Genomic DNA, 14,370 nt, shown 5'->3' on the forward strand with positions numbered 1-14,370 from the left:
GTCAGGCCTTGATCGTCATGAGGTCGGTGGCGGACAGCCCGCGCTGGCGGGGCTGATCCCATGGATGGCCTTGTTCCACAAGGTCGAACGTGTCGTTGTGACCGACGATGGTCGTGGCCGCAGGGCGCGGGTGCGCGCAGCCTTTTGCGCAGCCCGAGATATGGAGCGTGCCGGGGTAGCGTGCCGCCAGATCGCGGGCGATCATCCGGGTTTCGACCGTCGCTGCGGCACAGGCGGGGGCACCGGGGCAGGCATGCACGCGCAAGAGCGGATCGGCACCATCGGTGACAAAACCCTGCGCATCGCAGGGCTGGGCCTGTTCCAGCAAGAACAAGCGCCACGGGGTCAGGCGCAGGGCTGTGGTGTGACTGTCATGGACCAACGCAGTCAAGGCCTTGGCATCGATGGAGCCGAACGGTGCACCATAGACAGTGCCGCCGATGGCAGGCCCCGGACAGAGGCGATCCCCGGCGGGGACTGTGGAGGTGTCTTGCCAGATGTCTGGCAGCGGAGTGGTTTTGAGGTGCCCGGCCATGCGCCCGGCGGTGGGGCCGTTCGTGTCGACGAACCAATTTGCGAATTCGACGAGGGTTTGCAGGGCGTCACTTTCCGTGACAGCTTTGCCTGCTGGTGCCCCGTCGGCGCGCAACAGCAATTCACCTGTTTCGCTGCGTTCAAAGCGGAAATCGGCGGACGTGTCGGTCAGGACGGGGCGCGGTCCGGTGTCGACGGCGATGCCCATCTTGGCCGGGAGGTCAGGCAGATCGCTCAACCCGTCGCAGATCAGATCATGCAGCCGTGTTGTCAGGTCGCCGTCAGTCCACAGCGGCGTGACGGCGATGTTGCGCCTGGCTTCGGCCTCGGGCGTATCATCGAGCAGGTCGAGGGCAAGGAGGGCGTTGAGCACGCCTTGATGCCCATCCTTGTTGATACCGCGCAGTTGCAGGTTGGCACGGCTGGTCAGGTCGATGATACCGTTGCCATGGGATTGCGAGATGTCACACAGCCCGAGCATCTGCGCACGCGTCAGCCGCCCCAGCCGGGGCCGCACCCGCACGATTAGCCCATCGCCGGACATCATCGGGCGATAGGCCCCCGGGCACCATCCCTTGACGCTCATTGCGCGGCCTCGAGGGCTGCGCGGATCGAATTGCGCCTTGTCTGCCAGAGGCCTGCCGCATCAAGTGCTGCGAACTGGTCGAGCATCGCCTGATAGGCCCCGGGATTGGCATCCTGAAGGAAGGCGCTGACCGCCGGGTCGCCCAACGTCGCCTCGTGATAGAGGTCGAACAGATGCGGCTGCACCACACCTGCCAGATGAGCAAAAGCGGCCATGTGATCGAGCGTCGCCGCAATTTCGGCCCCGCCACGAAAGCCATGGCGCATCATGCCAGCGAGCCAGCCCGGTTGCACTGCACGGGCCTGCACGACGCGGGCGATCTCCTCGGGCAAAGCGCGGGCGCGGGGGCGATAGGGGTCCGTGCTGTCGAGGTGATAGAGGGCGGCAGTGCCTCCGGTGATCGCTTGGGCAGCGGCGAACCCGGCCTCGTGCGCGGCATAGTCGGACGCCAGCAGGATGTCGGTTTCGGGCAGGTCCTGCAGGTGGACGAAGCTGTCGGCGGCTGCCACCCGTGTGCGAATTCCGTCCGGATCTTTGACGGCATCGGCGCCATCCAGCGCGTAGGCGCTGGCAGCCAGCCATGCCTGCCCGGCGGCTGTGCGGCTTTCCTCGGTGAAGGTTTCAATATTCGCGCCCATGCCCACGCCGAAGCTGCCCGGCGCTGGTCCAAAACCCGCGCTGTCGGTGTTTGTCCAGCGTATGGGTTCCAGTCCGGCGCCTCGTCCCGCGCGGCCAGCGTGCGGACGGCTTGGGAAAACAGGGCAGACAGGGTCGGGAACACATCCCGGAACAGGCCCGAGACGCGCAAGGTCACATCAAGACGCGGGCGGTCGAGGTCGGTAATGGGCAACACCTCGATCCCCGACACCCGCTCCGATCCGGCATCCCAGACCGGCTTGACGCCCAACAGATGCAGGGCCATGGCAAATTCCTCGCCCGCCGTGCGCATCGTGGCCGAGCCCCAGAGATCGACGATCAAGCCGCGCGGCCAGTCGCCATGGTCCTGCAGATGCCGGCGCACCAGCTCTTCGGCCAGCTTGACGCCTTGCGCATAGGCGGCGCGGGTCGGGACAGAACGTGGATCGGTGGTGAAAAGGTTACGACCCGTCGGCAGAACGTCGCGGCGTCCGCGATAGGGCGAACCGGACGGTCCACCGGCGATGCGCTTGCCGTTCAGGGCATCAATCAGGGCGGTGCGTTCAGTGTCGGCACCCTCGCCCCAGATGTGCAAGCCGTCGCCATACTGGCTTTCCTTGATGTCGCAGACAAAACGGTCGATCCGAGTGATCGCCTCGGCCGTGGAAGAAGCGCGGGCGAGGCCAAGGTCATCCTCGACCCCCAGCGCCTGCGCTTCGGCACGAATGTCATCCTGCAAGCGGTCCCGGCGTTTGGGATCGAGCCCGTCGGCATTGGAAAATTCGTCCAGCAGGGTTTCAAGTCGCAAGAGGCGGTCCGGCGTGGCGCTGTCCTTCATCGGTGGGGGAAGATGCCCGAGGGTCATCGCCCCAATGCGCCGCTTGGCCTGCGCCGCTTCGCCGGGGTCGTTGACGATAAAGGGATAGATTACGGGCGTGGAGCCGGTCAGCGCCTCTGGCCAGCAGGCATCGGACAGGGCGACTGATTTGCCTGGCAGCCATTCGAGCGTGCCATGCGCGCCGATGTGGATCAGGGCCTGGGTCTGCGTGCGCAGCCAGAGATAAAAGGCGACATACGCGTGGCGGGGCGTGCGCGACAGGTCGTGATATTCGTCATCGCGCAACGACCGCGTTCCGCGTTCGGGTTGCAATGCGATTGTGACGTTGCCGCGCCGCACAGCCGGGAAATGGAACATTCCGTCCGGTGCCTCGGTACTGGGATCGCCCCATGCCGCGTGCAGATCATCGCGCAGGCTTTGGGGCAACGTGGCAAGTGCCGCGCGATATGCCTCAAGCGGCCATGCGATTGTATCAGAGCCAAGCGCATCTGCCAACGGCACGTCCGCTGTATGAACCTTGTGCCCGGCGTCCTGCAAATCGCTCAGGATCGCATCAGCCGAGGCAAGCGCGTCCAGCCCGACGGCATGCGCCATATTCCAGTCCTTGCCAGGATAGGTGCTGAGGACCAGCGCGAGGTGGCGGTCGGCGGCGGGGGTGGCGGCAAGGTCGGTCCAAGCCTTGACCTTGTCCGCGACGGCCTGAGTGCGTGCCATGTCCGCCTTGTGGGCGTAGCGCGAAAACTGCAGGCTTTCATCGCGCGCCTGAGGCTCTTTGAACGACGACACACCCGCAAACAACCGCCCATCGACTTCGGGAAGAACCAAGTGCATGGCAAGGTCCGCAGGCGACAGGCCGCGTTCTGCCTCGGCCCACATCTCGCGGGTCGATGTGGCCAGCGCCACCTGAAACACAGTGACATTGGCGGCATCGAGCGGCGACGCACCGCTGCTCCCCTTGCCGGAAAAGGCGGTGGCATTGACGATTGAAACGGGGGACAGATGCGTGATCTGGCGGGCCATCCACGCACCTGCATCGGGGGCTTTCAGGGACGGTGCGAACAGGCCCAGCACCGCAAAACCGCGCGCGCCCAAGGTTTCAAACAAGGCCTCAATAGGGGAAAGGTCGGCAGCGGCGAGATAGGCGCGGTAAAAGGTAACGATGACCAGTGGTCTGGTGTCCGCAGCGATGATCATCGGGCAGGACAGGCCGTGTTCCGGCGTCCATGCGCCGACCATCGGCAGTGCCTTGGCCCCCTTGACCGGCCCTGCATAGAGGCCCGAGGCCAGAGCCATTTGCGCCAGTGCCGCCTGCGCCGCGATGGCCCCGCCCGTGTCACAAAGGTGAGCAAGGCGCCGCAGGGTCGAGACCGGCAGCGTCGACATCTGATCCAGCCGCGTGTCCACACGTCCGTCTGCGGGCAGAACGGCCAATGCGATGCCCTTGGCCTGTGCCAGCGCATAGACCTGTTGCAAACCGTACGACCAGTAGGGCACGCCGCCGATCAGTCGGATCAGGATGCCCTTTGCCCCCGCAAGCGTCTGTTCAACATAGGTGTCGACGGACAGCGGGTGTTTCAGGCCCACCAGATTGGCGAGCCGCAGGGTCGGCATCTTGTCCGCCCCACCACCGCGATGCCAGCCCGCCCCAAACGCGCCCAGATCACTGTCCGAGAACGACAGCACCACCAGATCTGCGGGCGTCTGCCCCAGATCGGTCGGTGTCTCGGTCTCTTCAAGCCCGTGGCTTTCGCGAAAGACGACGTGCATGGGGCGTCCCTGTTACTCGGCGGCTTGCGCTACCTGAACCAAAGCGGCGCGGATGGCTTCGCTGTTCACGTCGTCATGTTCGGCAATCACGACCAAACGGCCCTGACGTGGCTCGTTTGGCCCCCACGGGCGGTCGAATTGGTGGCGCACGCGGGCACCAACGGCCTGCACCAGAAGGCGCATGGGTTTTCCGGTGACGGCAGCATAGCCTTTGACGCGCAGGATGTTTTGAGCCTTGGCCATCGCCTCGATCCGAGCGACCAGTTCGGCAGGGTCGGTGATTTCGGGGATGTCGATGATAACGCTCTCAAAATCGTCATGTTCGTGGTCATCGTGCCCGTCGTGATGCGAGGGGCGCGCGTCCATGTCGTCCTCGGCGGCGGCCTCAAGCCCGAGGATCACGCGCGGGTCCACTGCGCCTTCGGCCACTTCCACGACTGGCAGCGGGCGGGGCGTTTCAGCGGCGATCACGGCCTTGGCCTTGGCGATGCCGTCGGGGCCCGCAAGGTCGGGTTTGGTCAGCAGGATGATGTCAGCGCAACTTATCTGATCCTCGAACACTTCGGAGAGAGGCGTTTCATGATCCAGCGACTCATCCGCGAGGCGTTGCGCATCGACGCGCGCCACATCCGGGGCAAAGCGACCTGTGGCGACTGCCTCGGCATCGGCCAGCGCGATCACGCCGTCCACGGTGATGCGCGAACGGATGTCGGGCCAGTCAAAGGCCTTGAGCAGTGGTTTGGGCAGGGCAAGGCCGCTGGTTTCAATGAGGATATGCTCGGGTTGGGGATCCAGCGCCATCAGCGCCTCAATCGTAGGGATGAAATCGTCGGCCACGGTGCAGCAGATGCAGCCATTGGCCAGTTCCATGATGTTTTCCGCCGGGCAGTCAGGGATGGCACAGGATTTCAGGATTTCGCCATCCACACCCACATCGCCGAATTCATTGACGATCACGGCCAGACGCTTGCCCTGCGGGTTCTGCATAAGGTGGCGCACAAGGGTCGTCTTACCCGAGCCGAGAAAGCCGGTGATCACGGTGACGGGGATTTTGTTGAGGTTGGGGTTTCGGTGGGGCGTAGACATAGTCAGAACTCCTGCGGGGGGATGCGGGCGATGCAATTCTTGCGGAAATGTTCGGGGCGTTCGCGCCATGGCACAAGGCCATCGGCGGTTGCGGCGTATTTGGCGATGCCGTCGACCACCATGTCAGCGTCGCGGTCTTCCATGAGGTTGCCATAGACATAGGTCCAGCGCGCACCGCCGCCGCGCACAGCAACAGAGCACCCGGAGGAGCAGTTCGACAGGCACTCGACTGCCTTCAGTGTCACACCCTCGGGCATAGCGCGCCGAGCAAGTTCGGCATGCAGTATCTCGCCGGGGCGGGTGCCGCCTTCGGGCACTTCGGTTTCGCGGCGGCATTTGACGCAGACCAGCAACTCAACGGGGGGCAACACGCTCATATCTCATCCAAGGGCTTGGGCAGGGGAGGATGGCGGGCGGCGCGAGGGCCGGTGTGTCCCGACACCCGGAACACCCCGTCCGGTTTCGTCACTTCGTTTGCTGGCAGGTCTCCCGGCTTGCGGATGTCAGGTTTCCCTGTCGGCTGCCCTGCCTTCCCGACCCGTTTGGTCAGTGGCTTTGGGCGACCTCTCCGGTCACGGTCGCGGGGGCGGCTGCGTTTCGGAGCGTGTGCCCCGTCTGCATTCCCTTTTCACCCGGATATCCCCGGGCACCAGCGCATCCGTAGTGCGCGGGGTGAGGGGATGAGTCAAGCATGAAGGAGATGGAGCACCCATCCGCATTGCATTAGGGTGCGATGAACGGCGGAGTTGGGAGAGCCAATTGAATGCTCCAGTCATCATCTGGGATTTTGACGGTGTCCTGAACGCCAATGTCGTCGATGGGCGCTTTGTGTGGACGGACACGCTTTGGTCGGATTGGGGAATCGATGCAGCGGCTTTGGCCGCCCACCTGTTCCACCCCGACCGCGTCGGTTTGATCATGCGCGGCCACCTCGATTTGCGCGATGTGCTGCAAGACTGGCTGACCAAGGCAGGGCACAATGTGCAAGCGGATGATTTTCTGGCCTACTGGTTCGCTAAGGATGCGTTGCCTGACGCAGAAGTCGTGCGGCATCTGAACCGCACGGGGCTGCGACATGTGATCGGCACCAACAACGAGGCACGGCGCGCCATCTATATCGAACGCGAGATGGGATTCGCCGGGCTGGTCGAAAACGTGTTCGCCTCAGGTCGGATCGGCCACGCCAAACCCGATCCGGAATTCTTTGCACAGATCGAGGCATGGAGCGGGGCCCCGCAAGACACTCATGTGCTGATCGACGACATCAAACGCAACGTGGATGCCGCACGGGCCCGGGGTTGGTTGGGCTTTCATTTCACCAACGAAACGCGCGACGACCTAGGCGCGTTCCTTGATCAGATGTCCTGAGCCGACGAAGACCTCTGGCACCTGCACCGAAATGATGGCACCAACCCAGCATCCAACTGCGGAGGACGCCATGGACGACATCACCGAACGCCACAACGCCAAGATGAAAAAGATCAAGGCGGCCCGCGACAAGATGATGGAAACAAAGACCGAGGAAAAAGGTCTGATCATGGTTCATACCGGGCCGGGCAAGGGCAAGTCTTCCTCCGGCTTCGGCATGATCATGCGCTGCATCAGCCACGGAATTCCCTGTGCCGTGGTGCAGTTCATCAAGGGCAACTGGGATACGGGTGAAAAAACGTTCCTGCGTGACAGATTCCCGGATGAATGCCGGTTTTTCGTGAGCGGTGAGGGGTTCACCTGGGAAACGCAGGACCGGGATCGTGACATCATGGCTGCCAAGAAGGGCTGGGAGATCGCGAAGGAACAGATTCTGGACGATGAGGTCGACTTTGTCCTACTGGACGAGATCAACATCGCCCTGCGTTATGATTATCTGGACATAGACGAAGTGGTCGATTTCCTGCTGCACCAGAAACCACGGATGACGCACGTGGTGCTGACCGGGCGCAATGCCAAGCCTGAATTGATCGAGGCGGCTGATCTGGTCACAGAGATGAGCCTCGTCAAACACCCGTTCAAGGACGGGGTGAAGGCACAGAAGGGTGTGGAATTCTAGGTGATCATCGGTCACATCGCAGCGGGCTATCTCGCCGCACGGGGAATGTCGGCGGCGGGCGCTGGCGTGCTGTTTGCCGGGATTATCGTTGGCAGTGTACTGCCTGATCTGGATATGCTTTGGTTCTTGCTGGTCGATCAGGGTCAGGTGCACCACCACAACTACGTGACGCACCGGCCTGCGCTTTGGGCGGCGGTGCTGTTTGTGGCCACTATGTCCCGACTGCCAACCGTTGCTGGTGTCGCAATTGGAGCCCTCCTACACCTGCTGTTGGACAGCATCGTTGGGAAAATCGCTTGGGGATGGCCGGTATGGGATGTGGCTGTGCCTTTGGTCGTCGTACCTGCCACACACGACAACTGGGTGTTGTCATTCCTCTTTCACTGGACTTTCGCCGTGGAATGGGCCCTGTGTGCGGTCGCGCTTGTTCTGTTTGCGTATGGGCGATCCCGTGTGCGCAAGACCAATCCGGACTAAAGGTTCAGCAACCCGAGGCTTTGCAGATCAATGGCACTGGCGGCCGCAGGGATCAGGATCGCCAGACCCAGATAAATCATCGTTTTGCGTCTGCGGGCCTGGGCCGCTTTGCGACGACGCTCGGGAGTGTTCGTGAAATCCAGCATGGGCTTTCCGTTCTTTCCGTATGATGCGATGAATGCCTGCCTAAATCCCAATTCAGGCAATGCTGAGCAGCGAAAGAGACCTTATTGTGACCGCTCTCATGATCCAAGGCACCGGCTCCAATGTCGGCAAGTCCATGCTGGTCGCCGGTCTGTGCCGCGCGGCTTTGCGCCGAGGACTGTCCGTGGCGCCGTTCAAGCCGCAGAACATGTCCAACAATGCGGCCGTGACATGCGACGGGGGCGAGATCGGACGCGCACAGGCGCTGCAGGCGATGGCCTGCGGACTTGAGCCGCACACCGATATGAACCCGGTGTTGCTGAAACCGGAGACCGACGTTGGATCGCAGGTCGTCGTGCAGGGCAAGCGGGTCGCGACGGTGAAGGCACGCGATTATGCCGCTTTGAAGCCGGAATTGATGGCGCCCGTTCTCGACAGCTTCCATCGTTTGAAAGCGCAACATGATCTGGTGCTGGTCGAAGGGGCGGGCAGCCCGGCAGAGGTCAATCTGCGCCCCGGTGACATCGCCAATATGGGCTTTGCACGCGCCGCGGATTGCCCGGTGATTCTAGCCGGGGACATCGACCGGGGTGGGGTGATCGCGCAGATCGTGGGCACCCGGGCGGTGATCGATCCGCAGGATAGCGCGTTGATCGCAGGCTTTCTCATCAATCGGTTTCGCGGCGATCCCAGCCTGTTTGACGACGGCTATGCGATGATCACGGATCACACCGGCTGGCGGGGCTTCGGTGTTGTGCCGTGGTTTCAGGACGCATGGAAACTGCCGGAGGAAGATGCGCTGGACATCGCCACGCCGCGCCGTGACGGGGGCCTGCACATCGTGTGTCTGAAACTGTCGCGCATCGCCAATTTCGACGATCTGGACCCGCTGGCGCAGGAACCGGGTGTGCGGGTCAGCATGCTGCATGCGGGCCAGCCTTTGCCCGTTGATGCGGACGTGGTGATCATCCCGGGGTCGAAATCAACGATGGGCGATCTGGCCTTCCTCAAGGCGCAGGGCTGGGACGAGGACGTGCGCGCCCATTATCGCAGGGGCGGGCATGTGCTGGGTATTTGCGGGGGCTTCCAGATGCTGGGACAACGCGTGGCCGATCCGGACGGGATCGAGGGGGCGGCGGGATCGGCAGACGGCATCGGCTTGCTGGATGTCGAGACAATCATGATCGGTGACAAGCGCCTGACCACAATCAAGGCTGTGCACGCTCCGTCCGGGCAAGGTTTTGACGGCTACGAAATCCACATCGGGCGCAGCGACGGGCCGGATCGCGCCCGTCCCTTTGCCCGTATCAACGGTCAGGACGAAGGGGCGATGAGCGCCGACGGACGCGTGCAGGGCAGTTATCTGCACGGCATGTTTCGCGATGATGGTTTTCGCCGTGCCTGGCTGGCCGGTTTTGACGTCGATGCAGCGACGACATCCTACAGCCAAACGGTTGAGGCGACGCTCGATGCGCTCGCTGATCACCTTGAGGCGCATCTGGATGTCGATGCAATTTTGGCTTGCGCCCGCTAGGCGTCGCATCAAGGATCACGTTCATGCCCCATATCATCCTCGACTATTCGGCCAATCTTGAACGCCAGCTCGACATGCACGCTCTGTGCGTGGCGTTGAAGGACGCGGCCGCCGCCACAGGAGTGTTTCCACCGGCAGGTATCCGGGTGCGGGCACATGCGGCGGATCATGCAGTGGTGGCAGATGGCGATCCAAAGCACGGCTTTGTCGATATCACGATCCGATTGGCTGCCGGGCGTGACGCTTCGGCCAAAACCCGTGCCACGGACGCAGTATTTGAGGCTGCACGGGCCTTTACTGCTGACCTGATGGTCTCAATCCCGTTCATGCTGTCACTGGAATTGCGCGAGATCGATGGCGATTTCAGCCGCAAGGCCAGTTCGATCCGGGACTACCTGCCGCCGGACATGCACTGAACCTATCCGGAAAAGCGGAAAGGCGGCAGTTGATCAAAGGCGACGTTCAGCGCCTCACCCCAACCGCTTGAAACTGTCTGAAAATAGGCATCGTCCGTTTCGACCCGTGCCGCATGGGCGATCCGCAGGCTGTCGGCATTATAGGTCACGTAATCCAAAGGCAGACCCACCGACAGGTTCGATTTGATCGTGGAATCAAAGCTGACCATCAGCAGCTTGATCGCGTCCTCGAACGACATTTCAGGATCATGGGCGCGCACGAGGATCGGTTTGCCATACTTGGCCTCGCCGATCTGAAAGAAGGGCGTATCGTCAGAGGCTTCGATGAAATTGCCCTCGGGGTAGATCAGGAAAAGGCGCGGCGGCGCACCGGCAATCTGACCACCCACGATCAGCGTGGCCCCGAACGCGCCATCGGCTTCCTGCCCGGTGGTCGCGTTCCCCTCGATCACTTCGCGTAGTGTCCGACCCACTTCGCGCGCGATCTGAAACATGGACGGTGCCTTGAGGATCGACGGGTTTCTGTCCTCGGGCGCCTTGGCGCGTTCATCCAGCAGGCTGATCACCGATTGCGTGGTGGCAAGGTTGCCCGCCGTCATGATCACAATTGTCCGCTCGCCCGGCGTTTCCCAGGTGTGCATCTTTTTGACGGTGGAAATATTGTCGACACCCGCATTGGTCCGGGTGTCGGACATGAAGATCAGACCGGCGTTCAGCCGCATCCCCACGCAGTATGTCATGTTGTTTTGTGCCTTTTGTGCAATCGAGTCGTTGCCACGGATATCACCGACTTATTGCTCTATTGTTGCTGCACCTGCAATGCAACCGACATTGCCTCGCCCGCCTTGCCAAAGCGCAGGCCCGAAATCGGGGCGGCCCCCCGGTAATCGAGCGCGGTGGCCACGCGGATATAGCGTGCATCGGGCGATATGCCGTTTGAGACATCAAAACCCACCCAGCCCAGTTCAGGCACATGCGCTTCGGCCCAGGCGTGGGTGGCATCCTGTTCGATGCGGTCATTCATCATCAGATATCCCGACACGTAACGCGCAGGATAACCCATGGCGCGTGCTGCGGTGATGAAGACATGGGCGTGATCCTGACAAACGCCGTGGCCTGCGCTCAGAACATCTTCGGCCGTCAGATCGGATCTCGACCTGATCGGTGGAATAGGGCACCGCATCAATAATATGCGCAGACAGGGCATGAAGCACCTCAAGCGGGTTGCCGTCAGTGGGGGCGCTTTCGACGAGTTTGGCAAGCTGAGGACCCATCCTCGTCAGGGCAGTGCTGCGCTGAAACAGCCACAAGGGCACATAGCCGCCCTGCGGGCCGACCACTCCGGCCTGATCCTCAACATCGACAGTGCCACGGCAAATGATTTCGATCTCCATCTCACCGGGGGTAAAGCTGACCAGATCGACGGAATTGGCATGTTCATCCTCAAAGGCCACTTCGACCTGTCCGCCGCGCACTTCGATATCCCAGTCCACGATGGTCTGGCCGGGGCGCGATTTAGGACGCAGGCGCACCTGTTGCAGCGCGTAAGGCACCGGTTCGTTGTAGGTGTAATGGGTTTTGTGCTCGACTCTCAGGCGCATATTTTCACTCGCTGAACCTATAGTCGATCTCGATCTGGCGCCCCAGCGCTGCGCTGTCGCGCAAAAAGTCCGAGATGAACTCGTGCAGGCCATAATCGAAAATGGCGTTCATGTCTTTGGTCTTGAAGCGCGCGCACAGCGTGTCGGCCAGCGCGTGGCATTCGTGACGGGTGTTGTATTCTTCGGCCAGATACCCGAGGTTCTCGCCGATCTTGCGATAGCAAAAGGCAAGGCTGCGCGGCAGGCGGCCATCAAGGATCAGAAAGCGGGCGATGGCCATGGGATCCGTCTCGCCTTCGTGCAGGGTCTGGTAGGCGCGGGTCGTGGATGTCGCGCGCAGGATCGTGTCCCATTGCACATTGTCCGAGGCCGATCCGACCAACCTGACAGACGGCAGCAGGATGTAATATTTCTGATCCAGAATGCGCGCGGTGTTGTCGGCCCGTTCAAAGAAGGTGCCGATGCGCCCAAAATTGTACATGTCATTGCGCACCATCGACCCGTGCAATGCGCCACGCACAAAAGCGCTGCGTTGTCGGATGATCTGCAGGACGCGGGGCAGATCACGGTCCGCGACGGGCTGTGCCAGCAGGCGTTTGAGCACGATGTAACACTCGTTCACGGCCTCCCAAACCTCGCGGGTCAGCGCGGTGCGCACCACGCGGGCATTCACGCGCGCGGCCTCGATCTGGGCCATGATGCTTGCGGGATTGCCGGGATCGCGCAACAGGAAATCGATGATTTTCGACCCGTTGGGCTGGCCGTGCAGGGATGCATAGGTCTCGCTCAACCCGGTCGAAGACAGGATCGCCGTCCACTCGCTTTCGGCTGCACTGGACCGGGTCAGCGAAATGCGCAAACCTGCGTCGATCATACGTGCCGTGTTTTCGGCACGCTCAAGATAGCGGAACATCCAGAACAGGCCGCCTGCGGTTTTTCCTAACATCGGCCTAGTCCTCCAGCACCCAAGTGTCCTTGGTGCCTCCGCCTTGCGACGAATTCACGATCAGCGACCCTTCGGACAAGGCCACGCGGGTCAAGCCGCCCGGAGTGATATCGACCTTTTCCGGTGACATCAGCGCAAAGGGGCGCAGATCGACATGGCGCGGGGCAAGGCCCGCCTTGGTCAGGATCGGCACCGTGGACAGCGCCAGCGTGGGCTGCGCGATGTAATTGTCGGGCTTTGCGGTCAGTTTGGCGCGGAAATCCTCGATCTCCTTTTTCGATGAGGCTGGACCGACAAGCATGCCGTAGCCGCCTGATCCATGCACTTCCTTGACCACCAGTTCAGCAAGGTTGTCGAGCACGTATTTCAGCGCATCCGGGTCTGAGCAGCGGTGCGTCGGTACATTTTTCAGGATCGCCTTTTCGCCAGTATAGAACTCAACGATGTCAGGCATGTAGCTGTAGATCGCCTTGTCATCCGCAATCCCGGTGCCGGGCGCATTGGCGATTGTGATCCCGCCCGCGCGATAGACATCCATGATGCCCGGCACGCCCAACATGCTGTCGGGGTTGAAGTTCATCGGGTCGAGATATTCGTCATCGACCCGGCGATAAAGGACGTCGATGGCCTTGTAGCCTTGGGTCGTGCGCATTGCCACGCGCCCGTCCACGACGCGCAGGTCGTGCCCTTCGACCAGTTCCGCGCTCATCTGATCGGCGAGGAAGGCGTGTTCGTAATAGGCCGAGTTGTGAATGCCGGGTGTCAGCACCGCTAGCGTCGGACGCCCCGTACAGGCGTTGGGCGCACAGGCCGACAACGAGCGGCGCAGGGAACGCGGATACTGGCTGACCGGGCGGACTTTGACCTTGGAAAACAACTCGGGGAACATGTGCAGCATCGTCTCGCGGTTTTCGAGCATATAGCTGACGCCGGATGGCGTGCGTGCATTGTCTTCAAGCACGAAGAATTCGTCGTCACCGGTGCGCACCAGATCAGTGCCGACGATATGGGTATAGACATCGCCCGGCGGCGACACCCCGATCATCTGGGGCAGGAACGCGTCATTGCGCGCAATCATCTCGGCAGGCATGCGCCCTGCGCGCACAATTTCCTGACGGTGATAGATGTCGTGCAGGAACGCGTTCAGCGCCCGCACCCGCTGCTCAATCCCGCGCGACAGGATGGACCATTCGCGCGCGGCGATGATGCGCGGCACCAGATCGAAGGGGATCAGCCGTTCGGTCGCGTCCGGATCGCCGTAGACGTTGAAAGTCACCCCGATCAGTCGGAACAGCGCCTCGGCCTCTTCGGATTTTTCGAGAAGTCGGGCGTTGTCTTCGCCCGCAAACCACTGGCTGTATGCGTCATAGGGCGCGCGTGGTGCTGTGCCGTCCCCGTTCATCTCGTCGAAATATTTTGGTGTCTTCGGCATGGCGTCTAGGGAAACATAGTCTGTAACAGCCTGCAACCGCGTTGCCGTTGGCTGCTGCGCCGCAGCGTGTTTTTGCATAAAAAGCAGGCAGTTGCGCAGCGGTATCAAAGCCGTAGAAGTTTGTGGCGACGGACAGGCCAATGTCTGTGTGTCTATCGTTTCGATCAAAGTGTTGATTTAGAATGTGAGCCAATATGCTGAGCATCCGTGTCCAAAGCTAGGCTGCGCCCACCAATCGGGTACGTTCGGGAAGGCACAAGCGCGCCCTTGCACTGGACCTGAGCCAAGAGATGCTGGAAGGTGCAAAAGGAACGATCACTGCGAGG

At 61.8% G+C, this 14,370-nt stretch carries 14 protein-coding genes, 1 pseudogene and 1 riboswitch; of the genes and pseudogenes, 5 read left to right on the forward strand and 10 right to left on the reverse strand.

All coding sequences use genetic code 11. The features are described 5' to 3' along the window. Nucleotide 1 precedes the first annotated feature (1 nt). From ACERZ8_RS11240 to ACERZ8_RS11255, 4 genes and pseudogenes are all read right to left on the reverse strand, one after another. Entirely contained in the window at nucleotides 2–1,120 is a 1,119-nt protein-coding gene (locus ACERZ8_RS11240) for a cobalamin biosynthesis protein CobG (RefSeq protein ID WP_407592281.1), read from the reverse strand. Beyond that, nucleotides 1,117–4,361: pseudogene (gene cobN / locus ACERZ8_RS11245) on the reverse strand (cobaltochelatase subunit CobN). The gene ACERZ8_RS11240 and the pseudogene cobN overlap by 4 nt, the downstream one beginning before the upstream one ends. A gap of 12 nt (nucleotides 4,362–4,373) precedes the next feature. After that, nucleotides 4,374–5,447, reverse strand: coding sequence for a cobalamin biosynthesis protein CobW (cobW, locus tag ACERZ8_RS11250; RefSeq protein WP_407592282.1), 1,074 nt, complete (start codon nucleotides 5,445–5,447; stop codon nucleotides 4,374–4,376). Between the two features lie 2 nt (nucleotides 5,448–5,449). Beyond that, complete coding sequence (locus tag ACERZ8_RS11255) at nucleotides 5,450–5,824, reverse strand: DUF1636 family protein (RefSeq protein WP_407592283.1); 375 nt, start codon at nucleotides 5,822–5,824, stop codon at nucleotides 5,450–5,452. A gap of 85 nt (nucleotides 5,825–5,909) precedes the next feature. Beyond that, nucleotides 5,910–6,116, reverse strand: a riboswitch (cobalamin riboswitch). Between the two features lie 90 nt (nucleotides 6,117–6,206). Between ACERZ8_RS11255 and ACERZ8_RS11260 the strand changes: the two genes are divergently transcribed. From ACERZ8_RS11260 to ACERZ8_RS11270, 3 genes are all read left to right on the forward strand, one after another. After that, on the forward strand, nucleotides 6,207–6,815 hold the full coding sequence (locus ACERZ8_RS11260) for an HAD family hydrolase (protein ID WP_407592284.1): 609 nt from the start codon (nucleotides 6,207–6,209) through the stop codon (nucleotides 6,813–6,815). Between the two features lie 70 nt (nucleotides 6,816–6,885). Continuing rightward, nucleotides 6,886–7,494 (forward strand): cob(I)yrinic acid a,c-diamide adenosyltransferase, encoded by a 609-nt coding sequence (cobO, locus tag ACERZ8_RS11265; RefSeq protein ID WP_407594247.1) that lies wholly within the window; start codon nucleotides 6,886–6,888, stop codon nucleotides 7,492–7,494. Then, nucleotides 7,495–7,971 (forward strand): metal-dependent hydrolase, encoded by a 477-nt coding sequence (locus ACERZ8_RS11270; protein WP_407592285.1) that lies wholly within the window; start codon nucleotides 7,495–7,497, stop codon nucleotides 7,969–7,971. It begins immediately after the preceding gene. Here ACERZ8_RS11270 and ACERZ8_RS11275 read toward each other — a convergent pair. Next, nucleotides 7,968–8,117, reverse strand: a complete 150-nt coding sequence (locus ACERZ8_RS11275) for a hypothetical protein (RefSeq protein ID WP_407592286.1) — start codon at nucleotides 8,115–8,117, stop codon at nucleotides 7,968–7,970. The two genes, ACERZ8_RS11270 and ACERZ8_RS11275, sit on opposite strands and share 4 nt — an antisense overlap. 86 nt (nucleotides 8,118–8,203) lie before the next feature. On the opposite strand from ACERZ8_RS11275, the gene ACERZ8_RS11280 reads away from it, so the two are divergent. Together ACERZ8_RS11280 and ACERZ8_RS11285 are read left to right on the forward strand one after the other, a co-directional pair. Beyond that, nucleotides 8,204–9,649, forward strand: a complete 1,446-nt coding sequence (locus tag ACERZ8_RS11280) for a cobyric acid synthase (RefSeq protein ID WP_407592287.1) — start codon at nucleotides 8,204–8,206, stop codon at nucleotides 9,647–9,649. A 23-nt stretch (nucleotides 9,650–9,672) separates the two neighbouring features. Beyond that, nucleotides 9,673–10,065, forward strand: coding sequence for a 5-carboxymethyl-2-hydroxymuconate isomerase (locus tag ACERZ8_RS11285; protein WP_407592288.1), 393 nt, complete (start codon nucleotides 9,673–9,675; stop codon nucleotides 10,063–10,065). A gap of 2 nt (nucleotides 10,066–10,067) precedes the next feature. Here ACERZ8_RS11285 and ACERZ8_RS11290 read toward each other — a convergent pair whose 3' ends face one another. Genes ACERZ8_RS11290 through ACERZ8_RS11310 form a run of 5 tightly spaced genes read right to left on the reverse strand, consistent with a single transcriptional unit; the run spans nucleotide 10,068 to nucleotide 14,044 of the window. Further along, entirely contained in the window at nucleotides 10,068–10,805 is a 738-nt protein-coding gene (locus ACERZ8_RS11290) for a peptidase (protein WP_407592289.1), read from the reverse strand. Nucleotides 10,806–10,864: 59 nt separating this feature from the next. Beyond that, nucleotides 10,865–11,191 carry a transglutaminase-like domain-containing protein gene (locus ACERZ8_RS11295; RefSeq protein ID WP_407594249.1) on the reverse strand — a complete coding sequence of 109 codons (327 nt, stop codon included), beginning with the start codon at nucleotides 11,189–11,191 and terminating at the stop codon, nucleotides 10,865–10,867. Then, nucleotides 11,082–11,666, reverse strand: a complete 585-nt coding sequence (locus ACERZ8_RS11300) for a transglutaminase N-terminal domain-containing protein (RefSeq protein WP_407592290.1) — start codon at nucleotides 11,664–11,666, stop codon at nucleotides 11,082–11,084. Before ACERZ8_RS11300 ends, ACERZ8_RS11295 begins: the two co-directional genes overlap by 110 nt. A 4-nt stretch (nucleotides 11,667–11,670) precedes the next feature. Next, nucleotides 11,671–12,612 carry an alpha-E domain-containing protein gene (locus ACERZ8_RS11305; protein ID WP_407592291.1) on the reverse strand — a complete coding sequence of 314 codons (942 nt, stop codon included), beginning with the start codon at nucleotides 12,610–12,612 and terminating at the stop codon, nucleotides 11,671–11,673. Nucleotides 12,613–12,616: 4 nt separating this feature from the next. Further along, a complete protein-coding gene (locus ACERZ8_RS11310) occupies nucleotides 12,617–14,044 on the reverse strand; it encodes a circularly permuted type 2 ATP-grasp protein (RefSeq protein WP_407592292.1) in 1,428 nt (475 codons plus the stop codon). Nucleotides 14,045–14,370 lie beyond the last annotated feature (326 nt).

It is taken from the genome of Tateyamaria armeniaca, assembly GCF_045797845.1.
GTDB classification, from domain to species: Bacteria; Pseudomonadota; Alphaproteobacteria; order Rhodobacterales; family Rhodobacteraceae; genus Tateyamaria; species Tateyamaria armeniaca.

Excerpts from the sequence above, each read along its gene's own strand:
- ACERZ8_RS11305 (WP_407592291.1), bottom strand. The coding sequence starts at position 12,612 with ATGTTAGGAAAAACCGCAGGCGGCCTGTTCTGGATGTTCCGCTATCTT.
- cobW (WP_407592282.1), bottom strand. The coding sequence starts at position 5,447 with ATGTCTACGCCCCACCGAAACCCCAACCTCAACAAAATCCCCGTCACC.
- cobO (WP_407594247.1), top strand. The coding sequence starts at position 6,886 with ATGGACGACATCACCGAACGCCACAACGCCAAGATGAAAAAGATCAAG.
- ACERZ8_RS11310 (WP_407592292.1), bottom strand. The coding sequence starts at position 14,044 with ATGCCGAAGACACCAAAATATTTCGACGAGATGAACGGGGACGGCACA.
- ACERZ8_RS11275 (WP_407592286.1), bottom strand. The coding sequence starts at position 8,117 with ATGCTGGATTTCACGAACACTCCCGAGCGTCGTCGCAAAGCGGCCCAG.
- ACERZ8_RS11240 (WP_407592281.1), bottom strand. The coding sequence starts at position 1,120 with ATGAGCGTCAAGGGATGGTGCCCGGGGGCCTATCGCCCGATGATGTCC.
- ACERZ8_RS11300 (WP_407592290.1), bottom strand. The coding sequence starts at position 11,666 with ATGCGCCTGAGAGTCGAGCACAAAACCCATTACACCTACAACGAACCG.
- ACERZ8_RS11285 (WP_407592288.1), top strand. The coding sequence starts at position 9,673 with ATGCCCCATATCATCCTCGACTATTCGGCCAATCTTGAACGCCAGCTC.
- ACERZ8_RS11290 (WP_407592289.1), bottom strand. The coding sequence starts at position 10,805 with ATGACATACTGCGTGGGGATGCGGCTGAACGCCGGTCTGATCTTCATG.
- ACERZ8_RS11255 (WP_407592283.1), bottom strand. The coding sequence starts at position 5,824 with ATGAGCGTGTTGCCCCCCGTTGAGTTGCTGGTCTGCGTCAAATGCCGC.